Annotated in this window: 23 protein-coding genes; 12 read left to right on the top strand and 11 right to left on the bottom strand. The window is 69.5% G+C overall.

Annotated elements, in window-relative coordinates:
• Positions 1–184: 184 nt before the first annotated feature.
• The 4 genes from MVF76_RS11110 to MVF76_RS11125 form a co-directional block, all read right to left on the bottom strand.
• Positions 185–1090, bottom strand: coding sequence for an HDOD domain-containing protein (locus MVF76_RS11110; protein ID WP_297529115.1), 906 nt, complete (start codon positions 1088–1090; stop codon positions 185–187).
• A 102-nt stretch (positions 1091–1192) separates the two neighbouring features.
• Positions 1193–1981 carry an exosortase-dependent surface protein XDP1 gene (gene xdp1 / locus MVF76_RS11115; protein WP_297529117.1) on the bottom strand — a complete coding sequence of 263 codons (789 nt, stop codon included), beginning with the start codon at positions 1979–1981 and terminating at the stop codon, positions 1193–1195.
• 192 nt (positions 1982–2173) lie between these two features.
• Positions 2174–4981: an XrtA/PEP-CTERM system TPR-repeat protein PrsT gene (gene prsT / locus MVF76_RS11120; RefSeq protein WP_297529119.1), complete on the bottom strand. Its 2808-nt coding sequence runs from the start codon at positions 4979–4981 to the stop codon at positions 2174–2176.
• A gap of 49 nt (positions 4982–5030) precedes the next feature.
• Positions 5031–5756 carry a pirin family protein gene (locus MVF76_RS11125; protein WP_297529120.1) on the bottom strand — a complete coding sequence of 242 codons (726 nt, stop codon included), beginning with the start codon at positions 5754–5756 and terminating at the stop codon, positions 5031–5033.
• Between the two features lie 62 nt (positions 5757–5818).
• Here MVF76_RS11125 and MVF76_RS11130 point away from each other — a divergent pair, with 62 nt between their 5' ends.
• Entirely contained in the window at positions 5819–6277 is a 459-nt protein-coding gene (locus tag MVF76_RS11130; protein ID WP_297529122.1) for a YchJ family protein, read from the top strand.
• Here MVF76_RS11130 and MVF76_RS11135 read toward each other — a convergent pair.
• Positions 6271–6489 (bottom strand): SlyX family protein, encoded by a 219-nt coding sequence (locus MVF76_RS11135; RefSeq protein ID WP_297529124.1) that lies wholly within the window; start codon positions 6487–6489, stop codon positions 6271–6273. The two genes, MVF76_RS11130 and MVF76_RS11135, sit on opposite strands and share 7 nt — an antisense overlap.
• Before the next feature lie 120 nt (positions 6490–6609).
• On the opposite strand from MVF76_RS11135, the gene MVF76_RS11140 reads away from it, so the two are divergent.
• On the top strand, positions 6610–7137 hold the full coding sequence (locus MVF76_RS11140; protein WP_297529126.1) for a GlcG/HbpS family heme-binding protein: 528 nt from the start codon (positions 6610–6612) through the stop codon (positions 7135–7137).
• 17 nt (positions 7138–7154) lie between these two features.
• Here MVF76_RS11140 and MVF76_RS11145 read toward each other — a convergent pair whose 3' ends face one another.
• Positions 7155–7451: a hypothetical protein gene (locus MVF76_RS11145; protein WP_297529128.1), complete on the bottom strand. Its 297-nt coding sequence runs from the start codon at positions 7449–7451 to the stop codon at positions 7155–7157.
• 200 nt (positions 7452–7651) lie between these two features.
• On the opposite strand from MVF76_RS11145, the gene MVF76_RS11150 reads away from it, so the two are divergent.
• Positions 7652–8266, top strand: a complete 615-nt coding sequence (locus tag MVF76_RS11150; protein ID WP_297529129.1) for an NADPH-dependent FMN reductase — start codon at positions 7652–7654, stop codon at positions 8264–8266.
• A 32-nt stretch (positions 8267–8298) separates the two neighbouring features.
• Here the strand turns inward: MVF76_RS11150 and MVF76_RS11155 are convergent, their stop codons facing one another.
• Positions 8299–10194 carry an ATP-binding cassette domain-containing protein gene (locus MVF76_RS11155; RefSeq protein ID WP_297529131.1) on the bottom strand — a complete coding sequence of 632 codons (1896 nt, stop codon included), beginning with the start codon at positions 10192–10194 and terminating at the stop codon, positions 8299–8301.
• Positions 10195–10342: 148 nt separating this feature from the next.
• Positions 10343–10540, bottom strand: a complete 198-nt coding sequence (locus MVF76_RS11160) for a DUF1289 domain-containing protein (RefSeq protein WP_297529133.1) — start codon at positions 10538–10540, stop codon at positions 10343–10345.
• Between the two features lie 16 nt (positions 10541–10556).
• Here MVF76_RS11160 and rnd point away from each other — a divergent pair, with 16 nt between their 5' ends.
• Positions 10557–11705: a ribonuclease D gene (gene rnd, locus MVF76_RS11165; protein WP_297529135.1), complete on the top strand. Its 1149-nt coding sequence runs from the start codon at positions 10557–10559 to the stop codon at positions 11703–11705.
• Positions 11706–11915: 210 nt separating this feature from the next.
• A complete protein-coding gene (locus MVF76_RS11170; protein WP_297529137.1) occupies positions 11916–13109 on the top strand; it encodes a hypothetical protein in 1194 nt (397 codons plus the stop codon).
• Between the two features lie 102 nt (positions 13110–13211).
• Here MVF76_RS11170 and MVF76_RS11175 read toward each other — a convergent pair whose 3' ends face one another.
• A complete protein-coding gene (locus MVF76_RS11175; protein ID WP_297529139.1) occupies positions 13212–13985 on the bottom strand; it encodes an ABC transporter permease in 774 nt (257 codons plus the stop codon).
• A complete protein-coding gene (locus MVF76_RS11180; protein WP_297529194.1) occupies positions 13982–14920 on the bottom strand; it encodes an ABC transporter ATP-binding protein in 939 nt (312 codons plus the stop codon). The genes MVF76_RS11175 and MVF76_RS11180 overlap by 4 nt, the downstream gene beginning before the upstream one ends.
• A 161-nt stretch (positions 14921–15081) precedes the next feature.
• Between MVF76_RS11180 and MVF76_RS11185 the strand changes: the two genes are divergently transcribed.
• From MVF76_RS11185 to MVF76_RS11200, 4 genes are read left to right on the top strand one after another with little or no spacing between them, the layout of a single operon-like run.
• Complete coding sequence (locus MVF76_RS11185; RefSeq protein WP_297529141.1) at positions 15082–15624, top strand: glycine zipper 2TM domain-containing protein; 543 nt, start codon at positions 15082–15084, stop codon at positions 15622–15624.
• A gap of 45 nt (positions 15625–15669) precedes the next feature.
• Positions 15670–15963 (top strand): PepSY domain-containing protein, encoded by a 294-nt coding sequence (locus tag MVF76_RS11190; protein ID WP_297529143.1) that lies wholly within the window; start codon positions 15670–15672, stop codon positions 15961–15963.
• Positions 15963–16646, top strand: coding sequence for a response regulator transcription factor (locus MVF76_RS11195; RefSeq protein WP_297529145.1), 684 nt, complete (start codon positions 15963–15965; stop codon positions 16644–16646). Before MVF76_RS11190 ends, MVF76_RS11195 begins: the two co-directional genes overlap by 1 nt.
• Positions 16646–17986: an ATP-binding protein gene (locus MVF76_RS11200; protein WP_297529146.1), complete on the top strand. Its 1341-nt coding sequence runs from the start codon at positions 16646–16648 to the stop codon at positions 17984–17986. Before MVF76_RS11195 ends, MVF76_RS11200 begins: the two co-directional genes overlap by 1 nt.
• Before the next feature lie 18 nt (positions 17987–18004).
• Here the strand turns inward: MVF76_RS11200 and MVF76_RS11205 are convergent, their stop codons facing one another.
• Entirely contained in the window at positions 18005–18259 is a 255-nt protein-coding gene (locus MVF76_RS11205; RefSeq protein ID WP_297529148.1) for a glutaredoxin domain-containing protein, read from the bottom strand.
• Between the two features lie 39 nt (positions 18260–18298).
• On the opposite strand from MVF76_RS11205, the gene MVF76_RS11210 reads away from it, so the two are divergent.
• The 3 genes from MVF76_RS11210 (at position 18299) to MVF76_RS11220 (ending at position 19900) form a co-directional block, all read left to right on the top strand.
• Complete coding sequence (locus tag MVF76_RS11210) at positions 18299–18817, top strand: hypothetical protein (RefSeq protein ID WP_297529150.1); 519 nt, start codon at positions 18299–18301, stop codon at positions 18815–18817.
• 43 nt (positions 18818–18860) lie between these two features.
• On the top strand, positions 18861–19271 hold the full coding sequence (locus MVF76_RS11215) for a rhodanese-like domain-containing protein (protein ID WP_297529152.1): 411 nt from the start codon (positions 18861–18863) through the stop codon (positions 19269–19271).
• 185 nt (positions 19272–19456) lie between these two features.
• Entirely contained in the window at positions 19457–19900 is a 444-nt protein-coding gene (locus MVF76_RS11220; RefSeq protein WP_297529154.1) for a rhodanese-like domain-containing protein, read from the top strand.
• Positions 19901–19911: the final 11 nt, after the last annotated feature.

The raw sequence follows: 19911 nt of genomic DNA on the forward strand, positions 1-19911 counted from the left end.
AGCCGTAGCCGTCGCTACGGCTTGAGTGAAGCACCCCCGAGGCCGAGCGAAAATCCGCCAGGGCCGCAGCAGGAAGCGGGCGGGCACAAATCGTACTCCGGGCCATGGGCAAAAAATCCGGTTCATTGCCCGCCAGGACAACAAGCTGCCCGCCGCCTGCTTCCGCCCTGGTGCAATATGCGGGCTACAGGTCGTAGAGGATGCGCAGCGTCTCCTCGAAGGCCTCGCCGGCCCGGGCCACGGCCTCGGCGAGATCGTCCGGCCCGATGCGCGCTGCGGCCCAGACAGCGGGCGCGATCCCGGCCAGGCAGGGGGCATCGAAATCGGGTGGGGGCGGATCCACGAAGCCGGCAAAGGGATCGCGCAGCAGCGGATCGGCGCTGCCGGCCCGCGCCTCCACCTGATGGGTGGCGGCGTTGGCCAGGTGCAGCAGCGAGGCCTCCAGCTCGTGCTCGCCGGCGGCCAGTGGGTGATGATGGTGACGGACCGATTCGCGCAGTGCCCGCGGCAGCTTCCAGGCCAGCAGCAGCTCACCCCCGACCTCGGCGTGATCGAAGCCCAGCACCCGGCGCTCCGCCACGTCCGGCATGCAGTCGTCGGGACTGCTCCCGGCCTGGATGTGGGCCGCTTGCTCCGGCAGCCGACTGTAGATCAGCAGCCGGCCGACATCATGCAGCAGCCCGCCCACGAACAGGCGCTCGCCGTGCAGGACATGGGCGGCATCGGCCAGATTGCGTGCCACCAGCCCGCAGAACACGCTGTGCCGCCAGAAGGGGAACAGCGCCAGCCGCTGCCCGGGCAGATTGGCGAACAGCTCCACCGCGGCCGTGGCCAGCGCCAGATTGCGCAGGGCGAGAATGCCGACCAGGTTGACCGCCCGGCTCACCGTTTCCACCCGCGAGGGAAAGCCGTAGAAGGCGCTGTTGACCAGCTTGAGCAGTCGCGCCGTCAGCGATGGATCGTGTGTAACCACTGCGGCGAAATCGTCGAGGGTGCAGTCGGGATCGTCGGCCAGCTCCTGCACCCGCGCGCAGACTTCAGGCAATGAGACCAGATCGATGTTGTCGGCAACGAGATCGCGGGCCTGCATGGGTGACTCGCCGGTTTGAGGGAGCGGCCAGTCTAGCCAGTGCCGTGCGCGGGCACAAAAAACCGGGGCATCTGGCCCCGGTTTCTCGTTCCGACCCGCTGTTCAGCGCCGACGCAGGCGCATCACGCCCAGCCCGGCCGCCAGCAGGGCCAGCGTGCCCGGCTCCGGGATGCCGCTGGGCGGCGCGCCGACGCGACCGCCGAGCGCGGAGAGCTTGAAGAAGTCATTGCCGGTCGACCAGTTCTTGCTGGAGACGAAGGGATTGAAGGCGCTGACCAGCCACAGGCTCGAGCTGTAGCCGCCGCCGTTGACCGACACCGTCTTGCCCGGCTGCTGGGCGACATTGCTGTAATCGCCGGCATGGGCCCAGCCCTGGCTCAGCAACTGGCTGTAGTCGAGATTGCCGAGATAGTCGCTGTCGCCGGCGTTGAGCGGATCGCCGCTGCCGGTGTAGGCCAGCAGGCTGATATCTGAATCGTAGCCGCTGCTGCTGCCCGGCCAGCCGATCTGCAGGCTGTCCAGGGTCACCAGGCTGGTGCCGAAGTCGATGAGCACGGCGTCGATGTAGCCACTGTTGTCGGCGGCGTGGTTGGGGACCGATCCGCTTTCCGCCGCGTTCTTCACGCCGATGCCCGACCACAGGGCCACTGCCGAGGACCGGAGGCGTCCGGCGCGACCCGTGTTGGAGATGCCACTTACCGTGACGTTACCCTGCCCGGTCGGCGAGCTGAACACCATGGTGTCGCCGTAGACGCCGGTGCTGCTGCAGGCGCCGGAGACGCAGTTGGCGGTGCTGAACACCCAGTCGAAGGCGGCGTGGGCCGGCAGGCTGGCTGCGAGGGTCAGGGTGGCGACGCCGGCGAGGCGGCGGATGACATGTTTTCTGGTCATGGCACTGTTCCCGATGGTCGGAGTTCGTGGGCGCGGCCGCTGCAGGCGGTCGCTGGGCCTCTCCCGGGCCTTCCATGCCAACAGACTAGCAAGGAGTGCGCCAGAAAACCGTCCTGCTTTGAAAACAGCCTGTTGGCGCCGGGCACTGCGGATGTCACCCAGCCAGTGTAAAAAACATGGACGGTTTTCGGGTCAGGGCGCGGGCCGGCCCAGCCGCTTCCGGGCATCGTCACGCCCCGGGAAAGGCTGGTCGCTTGCGAGCGCCGCGCGGTATTCGGCGCGCGCCTCGTCCATCCGTCCCAGCGCCTCCAGCGCCCGACCGAGGTGGTAACGGATGTCGGGCAGGTCGGCCCGGCGGGCGTGCGCCTGGCGCAGCGGCGCCAGTGCCCGTTCCGGCTGGCCGGCTTCCACCAGCGCCCAGCCCAGCGTATCCAGGTAGCGCGGGTCCTCGGGCCGGAAGGCCACCGCGCGTTCGGCCAGGGCGCGCGCCGCATCGGCCTCGCCGAGCAGGAGGCGGACCGTGGCGAGGTTGTTGAGCAGCCGCGGGTCGTCGGGATGGTGTTCGAGCAGGCGCTCGAGCTGGGCCGCCGCGCCTGCGTGGTCGCCTTCCGCGAACAGGGCCTCGGCCAGCACCAGTCGCGCGTCGTCTGCCTGCGGATGTCGTGTCACCCAGTCGGCCAGCCAGCGCCGCGCGGCTGCGGATCCCTGTGCCGCAGTCAGCGCCCGGTACAGTGCCAGCGCGTTGCGGGCGTCGTCACGCAGGCCAAGTGCGCGGCGCAGATGCCTCACTGCGGCGGCACGCTCGCCGCCGGCAAGCTCGGCAAGACCGAGCGCCCGCAGCAGGTCCGGGTCCTCCGGTGCCCGTTTCCGCAGTTCGCGGGCCAGGCGCAGGGCGGGCGCGACGCGTCCGGCGGCGAGCCGGTAGTCGATCAGCTGCAGGGCCGCCGGACCCATTTCCGGCGGGTCCCCCACCTGTCTTTCCAGCGACCAGATGGCACCGGCAAGATCGCCGATGGCGGCCTGGCGGCGGGCGACCTCCTGCAGGCCGGTTCCGGTGACGGCGCGTGACAGGCGCTCCAGGGTGGCGCGGGCAGCCGCCGTGTCGCCACCGGCAGCCTGCACGTCGGCCTGTGCCAGGTTCAGTTCGACGTCATCGGGATGGCTGCGCAAGGCCCGGGCCAGTGCCCGGCCCGCTGCCTCGACCTCGCCCCGTGCGAGCCGGAACCGCGCCAGCGCCACCGCCGTATCCGGCCGGGTCTCGTCCAGCGCGAAGGCCTTTTCCAGCAGCCGCCCGGCGGTGCCGGTATCCTTCTCGGCCAGCGCGATGCGGCTGCGCTCGACCAGCAGGCCGGGATGCTCGGCGTGGGTCGCCAGCAGGCGGTCGATGCGGGCACGGGCAACGTCGGCATGCCCGGCCGCCAGATCCAGCCGGGCGAGATTGATATGGGCCGGGACGAACTCGGCGTCAAGCGCCAGCGCTGCCTCGAAGGCCTTGCGGGCGGAGGCGGCATCGCCGCGGGCAAGCCGCGCGACGCCGGCGAGATTGTGCACCAGCGGATGCGTCGGGTAATCGTCGACGAGTGCACGGGCGGTGGCGTCGGCATCCTCGAGGGCGCCGGTACGCAGCTCGAGCACCAGCCGCAACAGCCGCGCCTGCAGGCTGTCCGGCGCCGGCCCCGCCTTCGGCCGCAGATCGAGCAGTGCGCTGTCGATCCTGCCCTGCGCCAGGTGATACAGGGCCAGGCGTTCGCGGGCGCGGCCGAACCCGGCGCCGGCGGCCTTGGTCAGCAGCTCGGCCGCGGAAGCCTCCCGACCCGTCGCGAGATAGGCGCTGCCCAGCAGGGTCAGGAGTTCCGGGTCGCTCTGCCCCTCGCGCAGTGCGGGCTCCAGTACCGCCACGGCATCGTGCGGCCGCTGCTGCCGCAGCCGGAGCTGCCCCAACAGCTTGCGCGCGCCCAGGTGGCGGGGATGACTGCCGAGGTAGCGCTGGAGTTCGGCCTCGGCACGGCCGAACTCGCCCAGGCTGTAATGGACCACACCGGCCAGCAGGGTGGCCGCCGGCCGCGTGGCCAGCGCCTTTGGCGGGATGCGCTGGAAGATGGCGCCCGCCTCCTTGAGCGCCGCGAGTGCACGGTCGGAATCGCCAAGGCGGTTGAGCACCACGGCGCGCAGATACTGGACGCGGGGCTCGGCCGGCTGCGCTTCGGCCAGCCGGTCGAGGGCTTCCAGTGCGGCGTCGAGGCGACCGGTGTCGATGTCCAGGGTGATGCGGGCAAAGCGCACCGCGTCGAACTCGGGCTGCAGCTCAAGGGCGGTGTCGTAGGCGTGTGCCGCCCCCCCGGCGTCGCCGCGGGTATGCAGCACAGTGCCGAGCAGGTACCAGGCGGGCGCGTGCTTGCCGTCGCGGGCGACAGCGGCCCGGGCCAGCGCCTCGGCGCCTTCGGTGTCGCCCAGCGCCAGCCGCGCCCGGGCACGTCCCAGCAGGGGGGCGAGCGCGGTGGCATCGCGGCGCTCCGCTTCCGCATAGCTGGCCTCGGCCTCGGCGGCCCGGTCGAGGGCGAGCAGGGCGTCACCGCGCAGGCTCAGCAATTCGCTCGCCAGGCCCTCTGGGTAGTCCTTCGGATCGAAATCATCGAGGACGGCCTGGTAGCGCTCCTGCATGATCAGGGCCGTGGCCAGCGGCACCGCGATCAGACTGGGGTCGGCACCCATGTCCGCGGCCTTGCGCAACTGCTTCTCGGCGCCCGCCGCATCGCCGGCACGCAGGTAGGCACGCCCCAGCAGCACCTGGCCCGGCAGATGCCCGGGGGACTCCAGCAGCAGGTTCTTGAGCTGGATGGTCGCGGTGGCGACATCCCCGCGCTCGAAGGCGCCGAGGGCCGACTCGTAGCGCTGTTGTGCCGCGTCCGCTCGCGCAACGGTCGGCAGCGCCGACAGCGAAAGCAGGCAGAGGATGATCGGAAAGGACGGCAGGCGCATGGGCAACGGGCGTTGGATCATGAATGTCCGCAGTATGCCACAGCGCCCGGTCCCCCCTTCAGTCCACCCCTCAATCCACATAGGACCCGTGCTGATGGATGGCTTCGCCATGGGGCCGGCCGAAGGCCAGCATCAGGCGCGAGGGGTGGCAGGCCTCGATATCGAGCGGTGTGGCCTTCGGCAGGAACAGCGCTTGAGCTTCAGCGAGCGGATGACCGTTGACCTCGGCCGCGCCCTGGACCAGATACACCAGGCCGCGGAAACCCGGCGGTGGTGAGTGGCGGTAATGCCCGCCGGAATCGAGCGCGAGGTCCAGGTACTCGACCGGGGTGTGCAGGCGCAGTGGCGACCCCGCGCCGACGATGGTGCGCAGCCGGCCATCTGTCAGCGCGCGGTCGGGCAGGGCGTCGGCGTCCACCTGCTGGTAGTCGGGCGGCAGCGACTTCAGCCGTTGCGGCAGGTTGATCCAGAGCTGGATGCCGCGGGCACCGCCGACCGGCATCTCCGAGTGGCGGATGCCGCGGCCGGCGGTGAAGCGCTGGGCGCCACCGGCATGCACCACCGAGCGGTTGCCGAGATTGTCGGCGTGTTCCATGCCGCCGTCGAACAGGTAGGTGATGGCCTCGAAGCCGCGGTGCGGGTGCTCGGGGAAGCCGGTGCCGGCCTCGATGGCGAAATGGTCCCAGAGCACGAAGGGGTCGTGGTGGCGACAGTGCACCACCGGGAACAGGCGCCGCACCACCACCCCGGCGCCCTCCATCGTCTCCACGGCGTCCTGCACGAGTTCGTGGTCCATGCCCCTGCCTCCGCTGCGCAATACGGACACTATAATTGGCTTTTGTTCCGGGGGACATCGGCATGGCGAACAGCGACAAGGCACCCTGCGCCTGCGGCAGCGGACGGGCCTACGCGGACTGCTGCGGTCCGGTGCATGCAGGAATCCCGGCGGACACGGCCGAGGCCCTGATGCGGGCCCGCTACAGTGCCTACGCCCGCGGTGACGCGGCCTTCCTCGCAGCAAGCTGGCATTCGCGCAACCGGCCGCCCGTGCTGGAACTCGCGCCCCCACAGCCCGAGTGGCTGGGGCTGGTCATACGCTGTCGTCGCGCCGGTGGCGCGGGCGATGCCGAAGGCGAGGTCGGCTTCGTCGCCCGCTACCGCTTCCAGGGCGAGACGGGCGAGATCGCCGAGCTGAGCCGCTTCGAGCGCGAGGGCGGTGCCTGGCGTTATCTGGACGGGGCGCCGCTGCCCGCGCGCAATGCCCCCTGCCCCTGCGGCAGCGGCCGCAAGTTCAAGCGCTGCTGCGATGCTCAGTAGTGCGGCGGGGGCGGTTCGGCGGCCGCCGCGCCGGTATCGGGGGGTGTGAGCTCGCGGACCTGGCGCTCCAGCCGTTGGAGGCGGTCGGTCAGGGCCTCGACGGCACGGGTCAGGTCGAGCTGGCCACGGGTCAGGGCATCCAGCGCCGCTTCCTGTTCCATGAGCCGGATCTCCAGGGCCTCCAGTCTTTCGGCAGTGTGCTCGGGGGTCATGTCGGTGCCTCGTTCGTTGCGGCTTGCAGTGTACCGGTTCCACTGGCCCTCGTGGGCGCGATGACGTAGGGTGCCGGAACCCATGTCGATTGCGGATGACGAGGTATGGAGGCTGGAGCGATGAAACCGAAGAACATGCAGGCAGGCGTGCGCGGCACCATTCTGGGACTGTCACTGGCACTGACGGTCGGCGGTGCAGCGGCCGAGGAAGAACCGGGGCTGGTTACTTTCCGTACCCTGTCCCCGGAACTGGCGCTGGAACTGGCGCAGGCCACCCTCGCGGCCTGCCGCGAAAGGGGCTTTCAGGTCGCGGTGGCGGTGACCGATCGCAGCGGCCTGTTGCAGGTGCTGCTGCGCGATCGCTACGCCGGGCCGCACACGGTTGAAGTGGCCACGCGCAAGGCCTGGACCGCTGTGAGCTTCCGCACCGATACCCTGACCATGATGGAAGAGACCCAGGCCGGCAAGCCCCAGTCGGGGGTGCGTTTCATCTCCCAGGCGATGATGGTCGGCGGGGGTCGCACTGTGGAGGTCGCCGGCTCCATGGTGGGCGGCATCGGAGTGTCCGGGGCGCCGGGCGGCGACCAGGACGATGTCTGTGCCGAGGCAGGGCTGGCGGCGATCGCCGACCGGCTGGCGTTTCTGTAGCGGCCGGTTGGCAGAGACTAGCTGGCGACCTTCTGGGCAACCAGTGCCAGGATCTGCTCGCTGTCATCGGTGGTGGCGAGGATCTCACGGACCCGGTTGAAGGCGTCCGCGGCCACCTCGGGATGCGAGGCATAGGTCGTCAGGCGCTCGTATTTCCAGCCCGCGGCGCGCATGACCTTGCGGCTGAATTCCATGCCCTTGACGCCGGTACCGCCGATCAGGATCAGGGCCGCCTCGATCTTCTGGTGCGGCAGGCGCTCGGTGGTGATCTTGGTGAAGTCTTCGGCTGCTACGGGTTCGAATTGTTCGGCCATGGGCGAGTCTCTTCGGGGTCTGCCTGGGTTGTTCCGGGCACGCCTGGCGCGCCGCGGCTTCAGGGTATGCTTCGGCCACCGCGGGGTCTTTCTTGAGTCCGCGCGGCCAACGGGCCGTACGATTCCCTGAAATCCATGCGGTTTCGGCTCACGGGCTGCAGCTACAATCGGGCCGGCCCACGGCATCTGGAGAAGAAGGCATGAAAATCAGCATCGTCAGCGGGAGCCACCGGGCGCCCTCGCAGAGCATGAAGGTGGCCCACTTCATCGAGGCGACACTCAAGGAAAAGGCGCTTGCCGATGAAACCTGGCTGCTCGACCTCGGCAACAACCCGCTGCCCCTGTGGGACAGCGGGGTCTGGGAAGGCGAGCCGCGCTGGAAGACCCTGCTCGACCCCATTCGGGCCGAGCTGGCGGCCAGCGACGGGCTGGTAGTGGTGTCCCCGGAGTGGCACGGCCAGGTGCCGGCCGGGCTGAAGAACCTGTTTCTGTTGCTCAGCCGCTTCGAGGTCGGGCACAAGCCGGCCCTGATCGTGACCGTATCCTCGGGCGACGGCGGCGCCTATCCGGTTGCCGAGCTGCGCATGAGCTCCTACAAGAACAACCGCCTGTGCTACATCCCCGAGCATGTGATCGTGCGCAACGTGGAGTCGGTGCTCAATGACGACCCGGCCGACAACAACCCCGACGCCGATACCTATTTCCGCAACCGCATCGCCTGGGCGCTGGGCATCCTGCGCGAGTATGCCCTGGCCCTGCGCCAGGTCCGCGCCTCGGGCGTGACCGAGCACGAGATGTTCAAGAACGGCATGTGAGGCGACGCACTGCAACGGCGTGACCCTGCGGTTCATTCCGCGAGGCGGGCAGCCTCCAGCGCCTCCATCAGTGCCAGGCAGCGTTCCTCGGCCTCGGCCAGCCGGCGTTCCAGCTCGCCGCGCGCCCGCAGCAGTGGCGTGAGTTCGGCGCCCGCGCCCTCGGCATAGAGCGCCGGGTCGGCCAGCCGGCGTTCCAGCGCGTCGCGTTCGTTTTCCAGTCGTTCCAGCTCGGCCTCGGCCTGTGCCAGTCGGCGGCGCAGCGGCGCCAGCCGCTGCCGGGCCTCGGCCTCGGCGCGGCGGCGGTCCCGGCGGTTGCCGGCCGAGTGCGGTGCCGCTGGCGCATGCGTCGCCGCCGTCTCCCTGCCCTGAGCCAGTCGCTGGCGATAGTCGTCGAGATCGCCGTCGAAGCGCGTGACGCGGCCATCCTCGACCAGCAGGAGGCGTTCGGTACAGGTGCGCAGCAGATGGCGGTCGTGGGAGACCAGCACCAGCGCGCCGCCGAAGTCGTTCAGCGCGAGCTCCAGCGCCAGCCGCATGTCCAGGTCGAGGTGATTGCTGGGCTCGTCGAGCAGCAGCAGGTTGGGGCGCTGCCACACCACCCGCGCCAGAGCCAGCCGGGCACGCTCGCCGCCGGAGAAGGGGGCCACCGGGTCCAGCGCGCGATCGCCGGAGAAACCGAAGCCGCCAAGGAAGTCGCGCAGCGCCTGTTCCGGCGCGCGCGGATCCAGCCGCTGCAGATGAGCGAGCGCGCTGGCCTCGCCGTCCAGCTGCTCGAGCTGGTGCTGGGCGAAGTAGCCGATGCGCAGGTCGGCCGCCGGCTGCCGGCGGCCCGCCAGCGGCGCCAGTTCCCCGGTGAGCAGGCGGATCAGCGTGGACTTGCCGGCGCCGTTGCGGCCGAGCAGGCCGATCCGGTCCTCGGGGCCGATGTCCAGATCGATGCCGCGCAGCACCGGCTCCCCGTCATAGCCGGCGGCCGCGCCGTCGAGCCGGATCAACGGGTTGGGCAACCGCTCGGGCCCGGGGAAGGAAAACCGGAACGGCGAATCCACGTGCGCCGGCGCAATCTCCTCCAGCCGTTCCAGCGCCTTCAGCCGGCTCTGCGCCTGCCGGGCCTTGCTGGCCTTGGCGCGAAAGCGGCGCACGAAGTTCTCGATGTGGGCGATCTCGCGCTGCTGGCGCTTGCGGGCCGCGGCCTGCCCGGCCAGCCAGGCCGCGCGCTGACGCTCGAACCCGGAATAGTTGCCGGTGTACAGGCGCAGGCCTTGCTGCTCGATGTGCAGAATCCGGTCCACCACCCGGTCGAGGAAGTCCCGGTCGTGGGAGATCAGCAGCAGCAGGCCGGGGTAACCGCGCAGCCACTCCTCCAGCCAGAGTACGGCATCCAGGTCCAGGTGGTTGGTGGGCTCGTCGAGCAACAGCAGGTCCGAGGGGCTCATCAGTGCCCGCGCCAGATTGAGCCGCATGCGCCAGCCTCCGGAGAAGCTGCTCACCGGTCGTTCATGGGTGTCGGGCGGAAAACCGAGCCCATGCAACAGCCGCCCTGCGCGCGCCGGCGCCTCGTAGCCGCCGATCCCGGCCATGCGGTCGTGCAACCGGGCCAGCGCCGGCCCGTCGCCCGCGACCTCGGCGGCATCCAGTTCCCGCCGCAGCGTGGCAAAGCGTGCATCGCCCTCGAGCACGAAGTCGCGGGCCGGCATGTCCAGCGCCGGCGTTTCCTGGGCGACATGGGCGATCACCCAGTCCGGCGGCAGCTCGATGCTGCCGGCATCGGCCGAGAGTTCACCAAGAATCAGCGAGAACAGGCTGGACTTGCCGCTGCCGTTGGCGCCGGTCAGGCCGGCGTGCTGCCCCGGGAACAGGGTGAGATCGGCATCGCGGATCAGCAGCCGGTCGCCGCGTCGCAGGCTGAGATGGTCGAAACGAAGCATGGGCAGGCACGTTGGGCGGAGGCGCAGACTCTACCGCAGTCACCGGGCTCCGCCAAAGGGGCAGGGAACCCGACCGGTCTCGTTTGCATTCCGGCCGGAAATCACAGAGTCTTTGCGCACCTGCACGCCGGCCCGGGTGAAGCGGTACTCAGGATCGTTCGCGTGCCCGAAGGCGACGGGCCGCCTGCGCCAGAATGACCCGCCGACGCACGTCATCGGCCCCGCCCCATTCGATGATCTCTTCGAGGGCGCGGCCACAGCCCAGGCATATGTCGTTCCGGTCCAGGCAGCAGTTGCGGACACAGGGCGAACGGGGTGCGGGTTCGGGTGCGGGCTCTGTCTTCATCGGGAGTGACTGCCGAATGGCGAACGATATTGTCCTTATAGACCAGCCCGACGCCCTTGCGAAGGCCTGCGCGCAGTTGCAGGATGCCGAGTGGCTGGCGCTGGACACCGAGTTCCTGCGCGAGCGCACCTACTACCCGCGCCTCTGCCTGGTGCAGATCGCGGTGCCCGGACACATCTTCTGCATCGATCCGCTCGCGGTTCCCGATCTCGGGCCGCTGTTCGAGCTGCTGTTCCGCGAGGACCTGCTGAAGGTGGTGCATTCCGGTCGCCAGGATTTCGAGATCTTCCATCACCTCGCCGGGCGGGTGCCGGCGCCGGTGTTCGATACCCAGCTCGCCGCGCCACTGCTCGGCTACGGCGATCAGATCGGTTACGGCAACCTGGTCCGCGAGCGGCTCGGCGTGCAGCTTGGCAAGGCGCATACCCGCACCGACTGGTCGCAGCGCCCGCTGTCCGGCGACCAGATCCGCTATGCCGCCGACGACGTCCGTTATCTGGCCGAGCTGTTTCCCGCCATGCGCCAGGCGCTGGCCGAGCGCGGTCGCCTGGACTGGCTGGCCGAAGACTTCGCGCGGCTGACCCACCCCGAGACCTACGCCAACCCGCCCGAATCGGCCTGGCGCCGCATCAAGGCCGCGCAGCGCATGAAGGGCGGCAGCCTCGCGGTGCTGCAGGCGCTGGCCGCCTGGCGCGAGAGCGAGGCGCAGCGCAGCGACCGTCCGCGCAAGTGGGTGCTAAGCGACGAGGTGATCGAGACCCTGGCGCGCATGAAGCCGCACAGCCGCAAGGAACTCAAGCGGGTGCGGGGACTCAACGACGCCCAGATCGAACGCCTTGGCGACACCCTGCTGGCCATCATCGGGGAAGCGCGCGAGCGTGCGCCCGAACCCCTGGACCGGGGCGAACGCCCGCGCCCGCTCACGACCGCCGAGGAGGCGCTGGTCGACGTGCTCACCGGCGTGGTGCGGCTGCTCGCGGCGCAGGCCGATCTGCACCCCTCGGTGCTGACCGGCCGCAAGGGCCTGGAGGCGCTGGTGCGCGGCGAGCGCGCGGGGCCGCTGTTCGAGGGCTGGCGCGCCCAGGCCGTGGGCAGGCCGTTGCTGGACATCCTGGAGGGACGACGCAGCCTTCAGGTCGGCCCGGAGGGGCTGGAACTGGGCTGATCCGGCCCGCCGCGAATTCACCCTCACCCGCAGTCGTCGCTGCCCTAAGCGATGCCGCATGAGCGTCCGCCGCGCGGCGTTCGGCAGGCACGAAGCGCGCCCTGGCGGCGTGTCCGCAAGCGCTCTGTCAAGTTCGCGGAAGGCCGGCCGATAGCCTGGCGGAGGCAGGAACACCTCACCGTCCAGCGCATCCCACAGGGAGGTATCGACATGCAGACCGAAAACGCGCCCGCACTCCAGGCACAGGCCACGCCGGCCCGGGATCAGGCAGCCGCTTCCCTGCGCCCGGCAGCCAACAACAGAACAGAGCCCGCAAACACCACCGGCTCGGGTGTTGTGTCCGATACAGTCAGCGTATCCGCATCAGGGCAAACACTGGCGCTGGGGGCCGCCGGGAGCATCGTCCGCCAACGCAGCACATCGGTGACGATAGAGACCCGGCAAGGCGACCGTATCCGTCTCGACATCCAGGCGCTCGCCCGTCTCGACACCGCAGCCGTCACGGCCACCGACGGGACACAGGGCCTGGCGCGCGCGGCCGTAGCGAGCCGGTCCGGGTTGTCCCTGCAGTTCAGCGTGGAGGGTACGCTGGATCGCAGGGAACTCAAGTCACTCGCCCGGGTTCTGCATTACGTCGAAGAGGCAGCCGAAGAATTCTACGAGGGAGATGCAGCCGAGGCGCTCAAGAAACTCGGAGGAATGAAGGTCGACCCGAACGTGCTGGCCGGGGTGTCCGTGGATTTCCAGCGCAGCGCCGCCGTTCGCTATGCCGAAATCCAGCGGCTGGCTGATGAACCCGCGTCCGCATTGCCCACGGATTCCCGACCGCCTGCCGCCTCGCAGACCGGGACCGCGGCCGTGTCCCGCCCGGCGCCGACCGGTTCCGACAGGCCGGCCAGCGCGATGCCTGCGCCCGAGACCTCGTCGGGTGTCTCCGGCCCCGGCCGCCTGTTCCCGGACCCCGCCGGTGGCTCGCAGCGAACCCCGATCGTGCCGTCCCAGGCCAGCCCGGTTGCCCGTCTTGCAACAGCCGTCCGCAGCAGTCTGGACCTCGGCACCGAAAGTGGACTGTTCCAGTCCCCCGAAACCGGCGTGAAGGATCTGTTCCGTGCCGTGTTCGACCTGGTCGCCGGGCTCCGAGGAGACGACGAAGGCGAGGACGAGAAAGGGCTTCCAGCCCTACTGGACAGCCTGCTCGAAATCCTGACCAGTGCGGGCGGGGCCGAGGCGCGTGATGCCGAGGACCATGGCATGGCCGCTGCCCCTGAATCCGAAGAGGGTGACGCGGTGACGGTCGACTCCGAGCATGATGCGGACGACGTGGTCGCGTCCCCGGCTACAGCGGCGACATCTGACACGCGCCCGGACAGGGATGCCGTATCGTTCACCCCGTCCGCCGCATGACCAAGACCCGCCTTGGCGCAATATGCGGGCTGACGGCGGCTGCACCAGGCCGCCATTCCCCAATATCCCGTACCCATGAGGCAACATGGGCTCCGGGCGCTCTCAGCTCCGAATGCCGACGCCGCGATTGAGCAGATTCACCGCAAAGGCGAACAGTACCGCGATGAAGGCCAGGGTGATGGCGAAGGAAACGCCCAGGCCGATATCGCTGACGCCCAGCATGCCGTAGCGGAAGCTGTTGATCATGTACAGGATGGGATTGGCCAGCGAGGCCTTCTGCCAGAACTCCGGCAGCATGTCGATGGAATAGAAGATACCGCCGAGGTAGGTCAGTGGGGTCAGCACGAAGGTCGGGATCAGCGAGATGTCGTCGAAGCTGCGGGCATAGATGCCGTTGATGAAACCGCCGATGGAAAACAGGATGGCGGTAAGCAGCACCATGGCCAGGGCGATGCCCAGGTCGTGCACGCGCAGGTCCGCGAACACCGAGGCAGTGAGGGTCACGGCCAGGCCGACGGTCAGGCCGCGGGCCACGCCGCCGGCCACGTAGCCGCTGAGAATGAGCGCGTTGGGTATGGGCGAGACCAGCATTTCCTCGATGTGGTGCTGGAACTTGGCGCCATAGAAGGACGACACCACGTTGGCATAGGCGTTGGTGATCACCGACATCATGATGAGGCCCGGCACGATGTAGTCCACATAAGGATAGCCCGCCATGTCGCCGATCTGCGAGCCGATAAGATTGCCGAAAATGATGAAGTAGAGTGCCGTGGTCACCACTGGCGGCAGGATGGTCTGTATCCAGATGCGTGAGAATCGCAGCACCTCGCGGATGACAATGGTCTGGAATGCGATGCGCTTTTCCCGGAAGGTCATGCCGTGGTCCTGCAGCAGTCGTTGTCGACTTCAACCAGGTTCATGAACAGCTGTTCGAGGCGGTTGGTCTTGTTGCGCATGCTCAGCACCTCGATGCCGTGCGCGCTCAGCTCCTCGAACAGGTGGTTGATGCTGCGGTCGCGCGATATGTCGGCCTCGATGGTCAGCTTGTCGATCAGGCGCAGGCGGTAGTCGCGGATGTCCGGCAGTTGCCGGATCGGGTCGCGCAGGTCCAGCACGAAGGTTTCCGTTTGCAGCTTGGCCAGCAGATTTTTCATGCTGGTGTGCTCGATGATCCGGCCCTCGTTGATGATGGCGATGTCACGGCACAGGCTTTCCGCTTCCTCAAGGTAGTGGGTGGTGAGGATGATGGTCGTGCCCTGGGCATTGATGCGGCGCAGGTAGGCCCACATGGAGCGCCGGATCTCGATGTCCACGCCGGCGGTCGGTTCATCGAGGATGAGCAGGCGAGGCTGGTGCACCAGGGCGCGCGCGATCATCAGCCGCCGCTTCATGCCGCCGGAGAGATTGCGGGCCATGACGTGGCGCTTCTCCCACAGTCCGAGTTCACGCAGATAGCACTCCGCGCGTTCGAATGCCAGCCGCCTCGGAATGCCGTAATAGCCGGCCTGGTTGACCAGGATCTCCACCACCGGCTCGAACACGTTGAAATTGAACTCCTGCGGCACCAGCCCGATGCAGCTCTTGGCCGCCGCAAGGTCAGTGTCGATGTCGTGGCCGAACACCTGCACCCGCCCGCGGGACTTGTTGACCAGCGAACAGATGATGCCGATGGCTGTAGACTTGCCGGCGCCATTGGGGCCAAGCAGGGCGAAGAAGTCGCCTTCCGCGACCTCCAGGTCGATGCCGCGCAACGCCACATGCCCGTTGGCATAGGTCTTGTGCAGGTCCTGGATGGCAAGCGCGGCGATCATGTCGGTTCCGTGAATGGCGAGCGGCGATTCTAGCATGGCCGGATACCGCCGACGGGGCCGGCAATCCCCCGTGATTTCCGGGCGTTCGGCTGTTCAGCCGCCATTCAGCGAGCGCGGTTCAGACTGGCACCACCCTGAAGAAGAAATCACGGAGGTGTGTCATGAATCGCAACAGCGTTCGAGCACTGACCCTGGCGGCCTGCCTGGGTGCGCTGCCCGGCCCGGCGCCGGCCGACCCCGGCGAGCGGGCGGTGTTCTATGACGAGGCGCGCGTGGTGCGGGTGGAGCCGCTGGTGCGCGTGGTCCGGGTGGCCGAACCGCGCGAGACCTGCCGGGAGGCGCGGGTGCCGGTGCACGAGGCCGGCTACCGCTCGGCTACCCCCATGATCCTGGGCGGTATCCTCGGCGGCGTGATCGGAAACCAGATGGGCAAGGGGCACGGCAAGGACGTGGCCACCGTTGCCGGCGTGATACTGGGCGGCTCCATCGGCCGGGATATCGAGCGTGATCGCCGCACCGACCGCGTGGTGGGCGAGGAGGTGGTGGCGCGCTGCACCACCGAAACCGCCTGGCGCGAAGAGGAGCGTATCGAGGGCTACCGGGTGACCTATCGCTATCGCGGCGAGCTGTTCACCACGCGCATGGATCATGATCCGGGTTCGCGCCTGCGCATGCGAGTGGTCGCCGAGCCGGCGGCGGACTGAGCCGGACGCTGTCGCCGCCCGCGCCGGACTGCTAGCATCTCTGCCATGCCGCTGCTTCGACTGCTGCCACTGCTGATCCTGCTGCCTGCCCTCGCCGGGCCGGCCCAGGCGCGCCCGGACCCGGAGCGCTGGCACCCGCGTGGCCCGGGTCACGGCCTGCGCGAGGCGCCCCCGCCGCCCGGCCGCGGCCTCGGCGGCGTGGTCCGCGACCTGGAGCATCGCAGTGGCGGCCGGGTGCTGGCCGCCGAGCCGGTGGAGACGGGCGATGGCCTGCGCTACCGCGTCAAGCTGCTGACCCCGGATGGCCGGGTGCGGGTGATCTGGGTGGATGGCCACTGATGCGGGTGCTGGTGGTCGAGGACGAGGCGCCGCTGCGCGAGCAGTTGGCGGAGCGGCTCCGGGCCGCCGGCCATGTGGTCGACATCGCCGCCGACGGCGAGGAGGGGCTGTACTTCGCGCGTGAATATCCCGTCGACCTGGCCGTGGTCGACCTCGGTCTGCCCGGGCTGGACGGCATTTCCCTCATCCGCCAGGCCCGTGCCGAGGGCCGGCGCTTTCCCATCCTGATCCTCACCGCCCGCGGCCGCTGGCAGGACAAGGTCGAGGGCCTGGAGGCCGGGGCCGACGACTACCTGGTCAAGCCCTTCGAGTTCGAGGAGCTGCTGGCCCGGCTGCGGGCGCTGGCGCGGCGGGCGGCGGGCTGGAGCCGTTCGGAACTGGTCTGCGGCCCGGTCAGAGTGGACACCGCGGCCCAGCAGGTAACCCTGGACGGCCAGCCGGTGGAGCTGACGGCCTTCGAATACCGCCTGCTCGAATACCTGATACTGCATGCCGGCGAGGTCATCTCCAAGACCCGTCTCACCGAGCACCTGTACGAGGAAGACCAGGATCGCGACAGCAACGTGATCGAGGTGTTCGTCGGTCGCCTACGGCGCAAGCTCGACCCCGACAACCGGCTGCGGCCCATCGAGACGGTTCGCGGCCGCGGCTACCGCTTCGTGCTGGAACGGAGCGAGGGCTGATGCGTTCCCTGCAGGGGCGGCTGCTGCTGGCCGGGGGACTGCTGGTGCTGGTGTTCATGGGACTGACCGGGCTGGCGCTCGACCGTGCCTTCCGCGACAGCGCGGCCGAGGCCGTGCGCGAGCGGTTGCAGGCGCAGGCCTGGGGGCTGCTGGCCGCGCTGGAACTGGATGCCGACGGTCGGCTGCAGATGCCGGTGCAGCTTTCCGATCCCCGCTTCGGTCAGCTCAATTCGGGCCTGTATGCCCAGCTCGATGCCGATGGCGAGGTCCTCCTCTGGCGCTCGCCCTCCCTGCTCGACGAACGCCTGGCCAGCGTGCCGGTCGCGCCCGGGCAGAGCGACTTCCGGCGCCAGAGCAGGCCGGCGGCCTGGGTGCTGGCACTGGGCATCGACTGGGAGTACGCCCCGGACCGGAGCCGGGCGCTGGTGCTGCGGGTGGGCGAGGATGTCCGCTTCCAGCAGGCGGCGGTGGCCGGATTCCGCCGCACCCTGCTGACATGGCTGGGGCTGGCGACCGGGGTGCTGCTGGCCGCCCAGTTGCTGCTGTTGCGCTGGGGCCTGCGGCCGCTGGCGCGGGTCGCCGACGAGCTGGCCGAGGTGCGCAGCGGGGCGCGGGCGCGCATCGGCGAGGACTATCCCCGCGAGCTGCGGCTGCTGACGGCCCGCATCAACGAACTGATCGACCAGCGCGAGCAGCGCCTGGCCCGTTCCCGGGATTCGCTGGCGGACCTGGCGCACAGCCTGAAGACGCCGCTGGCGGTGCTGCGCGGTGCCGCCCAGTCGGCCACCGATCTCGACAGCCTGCGCGCGGCAGTGGAGGCCGAGGCCGGACGCATCAACCAGAGCATCGAATACCAGCTACAGCGGGCCGCGACCGCCGGGCGCTCCGCGCTGCGGCCGCCCCGACCCCTGCGGCCGCTGCTGGAACGCCTGCGCGATTCGTTGCTCAAGGTGCATGCGGATCGTCCCTTGCGTTGCGACATCGATTGCGCCGAAGACCTGAGCTATCCGGCCGAGTCCGGCGACCTGATGGAACTGCTGGGCAATCTGCTCGACAACGCCTGCAAGTGGGCGCGCGGTCGGGTGACGGTGGCGGCCCGCGCGGTGCCGGACAGCGGCCTGGAGCTGGTGGTGCGCGACGATGGCCCCGGTTTCCCGGCCGGGCTGGCCGACCGCCTCACCGAGCGCGGCGTGCGCGGCGACGAGCAGGTGCCGGGCCATGGGGTGGGGCTGGCCATCGTCGCCGACATCGTCGCGGCCTACGAGGGCGAACTGTCGCTGGGTGATGCACCGGGGGGCGGCGCGGAGGTGCGGGTGCGATTGCCGGGCGGGTCCGGCTGAGGTCGGGCAGGGTGCGGTTCAGCCCGCCAGGTCGTCCAGCGCGCCGTCCATGTGCAGCTCGGTGAGCTCGGTGAAACCGCCGATCCACTTGCCGTCGATGGTGATCTGCGGCACCATCCGGGCCCCGTTGGTGACCTTGACGAACTCGCGCAGGGACGCCTGATCCAGGTCCACCCGGACTTCTTCGTAGCCGATGCCCCACTTTTCCAGCAGGGCCTTGGTCTTGTCGCAGATGGGGCAGATCCCGGTGCTGTAGATCCTGACACGGGCCATGGGCAGTTCCGCCGGTAGTGGAGAGCGCGACAACGTTGCATGACTGAAGCCCTTTCGTCAACTGCCGGGGTCTTGCGTCTGGCTGACCTCGATCCGGCGCCGCTGGCCGCCCTGCTGTCCGGCTACGGGCTGGCGCTGACCCCGGTCGCGCCGGGCGAGCCCATTCCGGGTTCCTTCTGGGGCGAGTCCGAGGCGGGCCTGATCGGTGACCGCCTGTATGCGCGGCCGGACACCCCGCTGCACTCGGTACTGCACGAGGCCTGTCACTACATCTGCATGAGTCCCGAGCGGCGCGCGGCCCTGCACACGGATGCCGGCGGCGACACCGCGGAGGAGAACGCCGTCTGCTACCTCCAGATCCTGCTGGCGGCGCGGCTGCCGGGCGTGGGCGCGGCGCGGCTGATGGCGGACATGGACCGCTGGGGCTACAGCTTTCGCCTCGGCAGCGCGCGACGCTGGTTCGAGCAGGATGCCGAGGATGCACGCGACTGGTTGCGCGGCCACGGCCTGATCGATGGCGCGGACCGGCCCACGGGGCAGCGCCGCGAGCGCGGGTGAAGCCCCCCACCCTTCTTTCACCGGACAACATGGAGACGCTGCAATGACCGACAAACCCCTCGGCCTGATGGACTTCGTGAAGACGGCGCGGGCGCAGATCCGCGAGCTGGAGCCCGATGCCTTCGAGGCCCTGCGCGCCGAGCGCGACGACCTGCTGGTGGTGGACGTGCGCGAGTCCAGCGAGCACGAACAGGGCCACATCGAGGGCGCCCTGCTGGTGCCGCGCGGCATCCTGGAGGCGGCGGCCGACCTCGACTACCCCAAGCACGTCGAGGCCCTGTACACCGCCCGCAACCGCCCCGTGGTGCTCTACTGCGCCACCGGTGGCCGCTCGGCGATGGCCGCGCTGACCCTCCAGCAGATGGGGTTCGCCGAGGTCTACAGCCTGGCCGGCGGCATGGCGCGCTGGGAAAAGGAAGGCCGCCCGCTGGTGCGCGAGGCCCGCTACGTCTGACGATCTCGCCTGTAAGGCACTGTGCCGAGGAGGGAAAGTCGCTGGTCCGAGGCGCTGCGAAGGTGCGCGTGAAGGGTCAAGGATTCCACGCCCGAGGCCGCTAACCGGTGGAGGGGCTGCGCCTCGATGGCGCCGCTTTGACCGGATACAGCGCACCCGGACCCGATCCGGGCAGGAGTGGAACAGTGCAAACGATCCTTTCGACCGTCGCCCGCCGCTGGCTCGGCTGCCTGCTGGCGCTGTGGGCCGGCTGGGCCGTCGCCGAGAGCGAGATCCGTTCGCCGGACGAGATACCCGGCACCGTCAGGGTGGATGCCGAGGGCCTGATCGACCTGATCTACCGCATCCCCGAGCTGACCCTGATCGACTCGCGGGTGCCCATGGACCGGCGCCAGGGCTACATCGAGGGCTCCGAGAGCCTGCCCGATACTCATACCGACTGCGATACCCTGGCCCTGCATCTCGACGACCTCGATGCCCCGGTCGCCTTCTACTGCAACGGACCCCGGTGCGGGCGCAGCGCCAAGGCCGCGCAGGTCGCGGTGGACTGCGGCTACCGCCGCATCTACTGGTTCCGCGGCGGCTTCGAGGAATGGCTCGGAAAGGGCTATCCGGTGATCAAGGAATAGGGGCGTCCCCT

This window comes from Thiohalobacter sp., assembly GCF_027000115.1.
In the GTDB taxonomy this organism is placed as follows: Bacteria; Pseudomonadota; Gammaproteobacteria; order Thiohalobacterales; family Thiohalobacteraceae; genus JALTON01.

Coding starts and splice junctions, on each gene's coding strand:
- MVF76_RS11180 (WP_297529194.1), bottom strand. CDS start 14,920: ATGATCGCCGCGCTTGCCATCCAGGACCTGCACAAGACCTATGCCAAC.
- MVF76_RS11130 (WP_297529122.1), top strand. CDS start 5,819: ATGGCGAACAGCGACAAGGCACCCTGCGCCTGCGGCAGCGGACGGGCC.
- xdp1 (WP_297529117.1), bottom strand. CDS start 1,981: ATGACCAGAAAACATGTCATCCGCCGCCTCGCCGGCGTCGCCACCCTG.
- MVF76_RS11185 (WP_297529141.1), top strand. CDS start 15,082: ATGAATCGCAACAGCGTTCGAGCACTGACCCTGGCGGCCTGCCTGGGT.
- MVF76_RS11190 (WP_297529143.1), top strand. CDS start 15,670: ATGCCGCTGCTTCGACTGCTGCCACTGCTGATCCTGCTGCCTGCCCTC.
- MVF76_RS11210 (WP_297529150.1), top strand. CDS start 18,299: ATGACTGAAGCCCTTTCGTCAACTGCCGGGGTCTTGCGTCTGGCTGAC.
- MVF76_RS11125 (WP_297529120.1), bottom strand. CDS start 5,756: ATGGACCACGAACTCGTGCAGGACGCCGTGGAGACGATGGAGGGCGCC.
- rnd (WP_297529135.1), top strand. CDS start 10,557: ATGGCGAACGATATTGTCCTTATAGACCAGCCCGACGCCCTTGCGAAG.
- MVF76_RS11150 (WP_297529129.1), top strand. CDS start 7,652: ATGAAAATCAGCATCGTCAGCGGGAGCCACCGGGCGCCCTCGCAGAGC.
- MVF76_RS11200 (WP_297529146.1), top strand. CDS start 16,646: ATGCGTTCCCTGCAGGGGCGGCTGCTGCTGGCCGGGGGACTGCTGGTG.
- MVF76_RS11145 (WP_297529128.1), bottom strand. CDS start 7,451: ATGGCCGAACAATTCGAACCCGTAGCAGCCGAAGACTTCACCAAGATC.
- MVF76_RS11135 (WP_297529124.1), bottom strand. CDS start 6,489: ATGACCCCCGAGCACACTGCCGAAAGACTGGAGGCCCTGGAGATCCGG.
- MVF76_RS11155 (WP_297529131.1), bottom strand. CDS start 10,194: ATGCTTCGTTTCGACCATCTCAGCCTGCGACGCGGCGACCGGCTGCTG.
- MVF76_RS11110 (WP_297529115.1), bottom strand. CDS start 1,090: ATGCAGGCCCGCGATCTCGTTGCCGACAACATCGATCTGGTCTCATTG.
- MVF76_RS11160 (WP_297529133.1), bottom strand. CDS start 10,540: ATGAAGACAGAGCCCGCACCCGAACCCGCACCCCGTTCGCCCTGTGTC.
- MVF76_RS11195 (WP_297529145.1), top strand. CDS start 15,963: ATGCGGGTGCTGGTGGTCGAGGACGAGGCGCCGCTGCGCGAGCAGTTG.
- MVF76_RS11175 (WP_297529139.1), bottom strand. CDS start 13,985: ATGACCTTCCGGGAAAAGCGCATCGCATTCCAGACCATTGTCATCCGC.
- MVF76_RS11205 (WP_297529148.1), bottom strand. CDS start 18,259: ATGGCCCGTGTCAGGATCTACAGCACCGGGATCTGCCCCATCTGCGAC.
- MVF76_RS11215 (WP_297529152.1), top strand. CDS start 18,861: ATGACCGACAAACCCCTCGGCCTGATGGACTTCGTGAAGACGGCGCGG.
- MVF76_RS11140 (WP_297529126.1), top strand. CDS start 6,610: ATGAAACCGAAGAACATGCAGGCAGGCGTGCGCGGCACCATTCTGGGA.
- MVF76_RS11170 (WP_297529137.1), top strand. CDS start 11,916: ATGCAGACCGAAAACGCGCCCGCACTCCAGGCACAGGCCACGCCGGCC.
- prsT (WP_297529119.1), bottom strand. CDS start 4,981: ATGATCCAACGCCCGTTGCCCATGCGCCTGCCGTCCTTTCCGATCATC.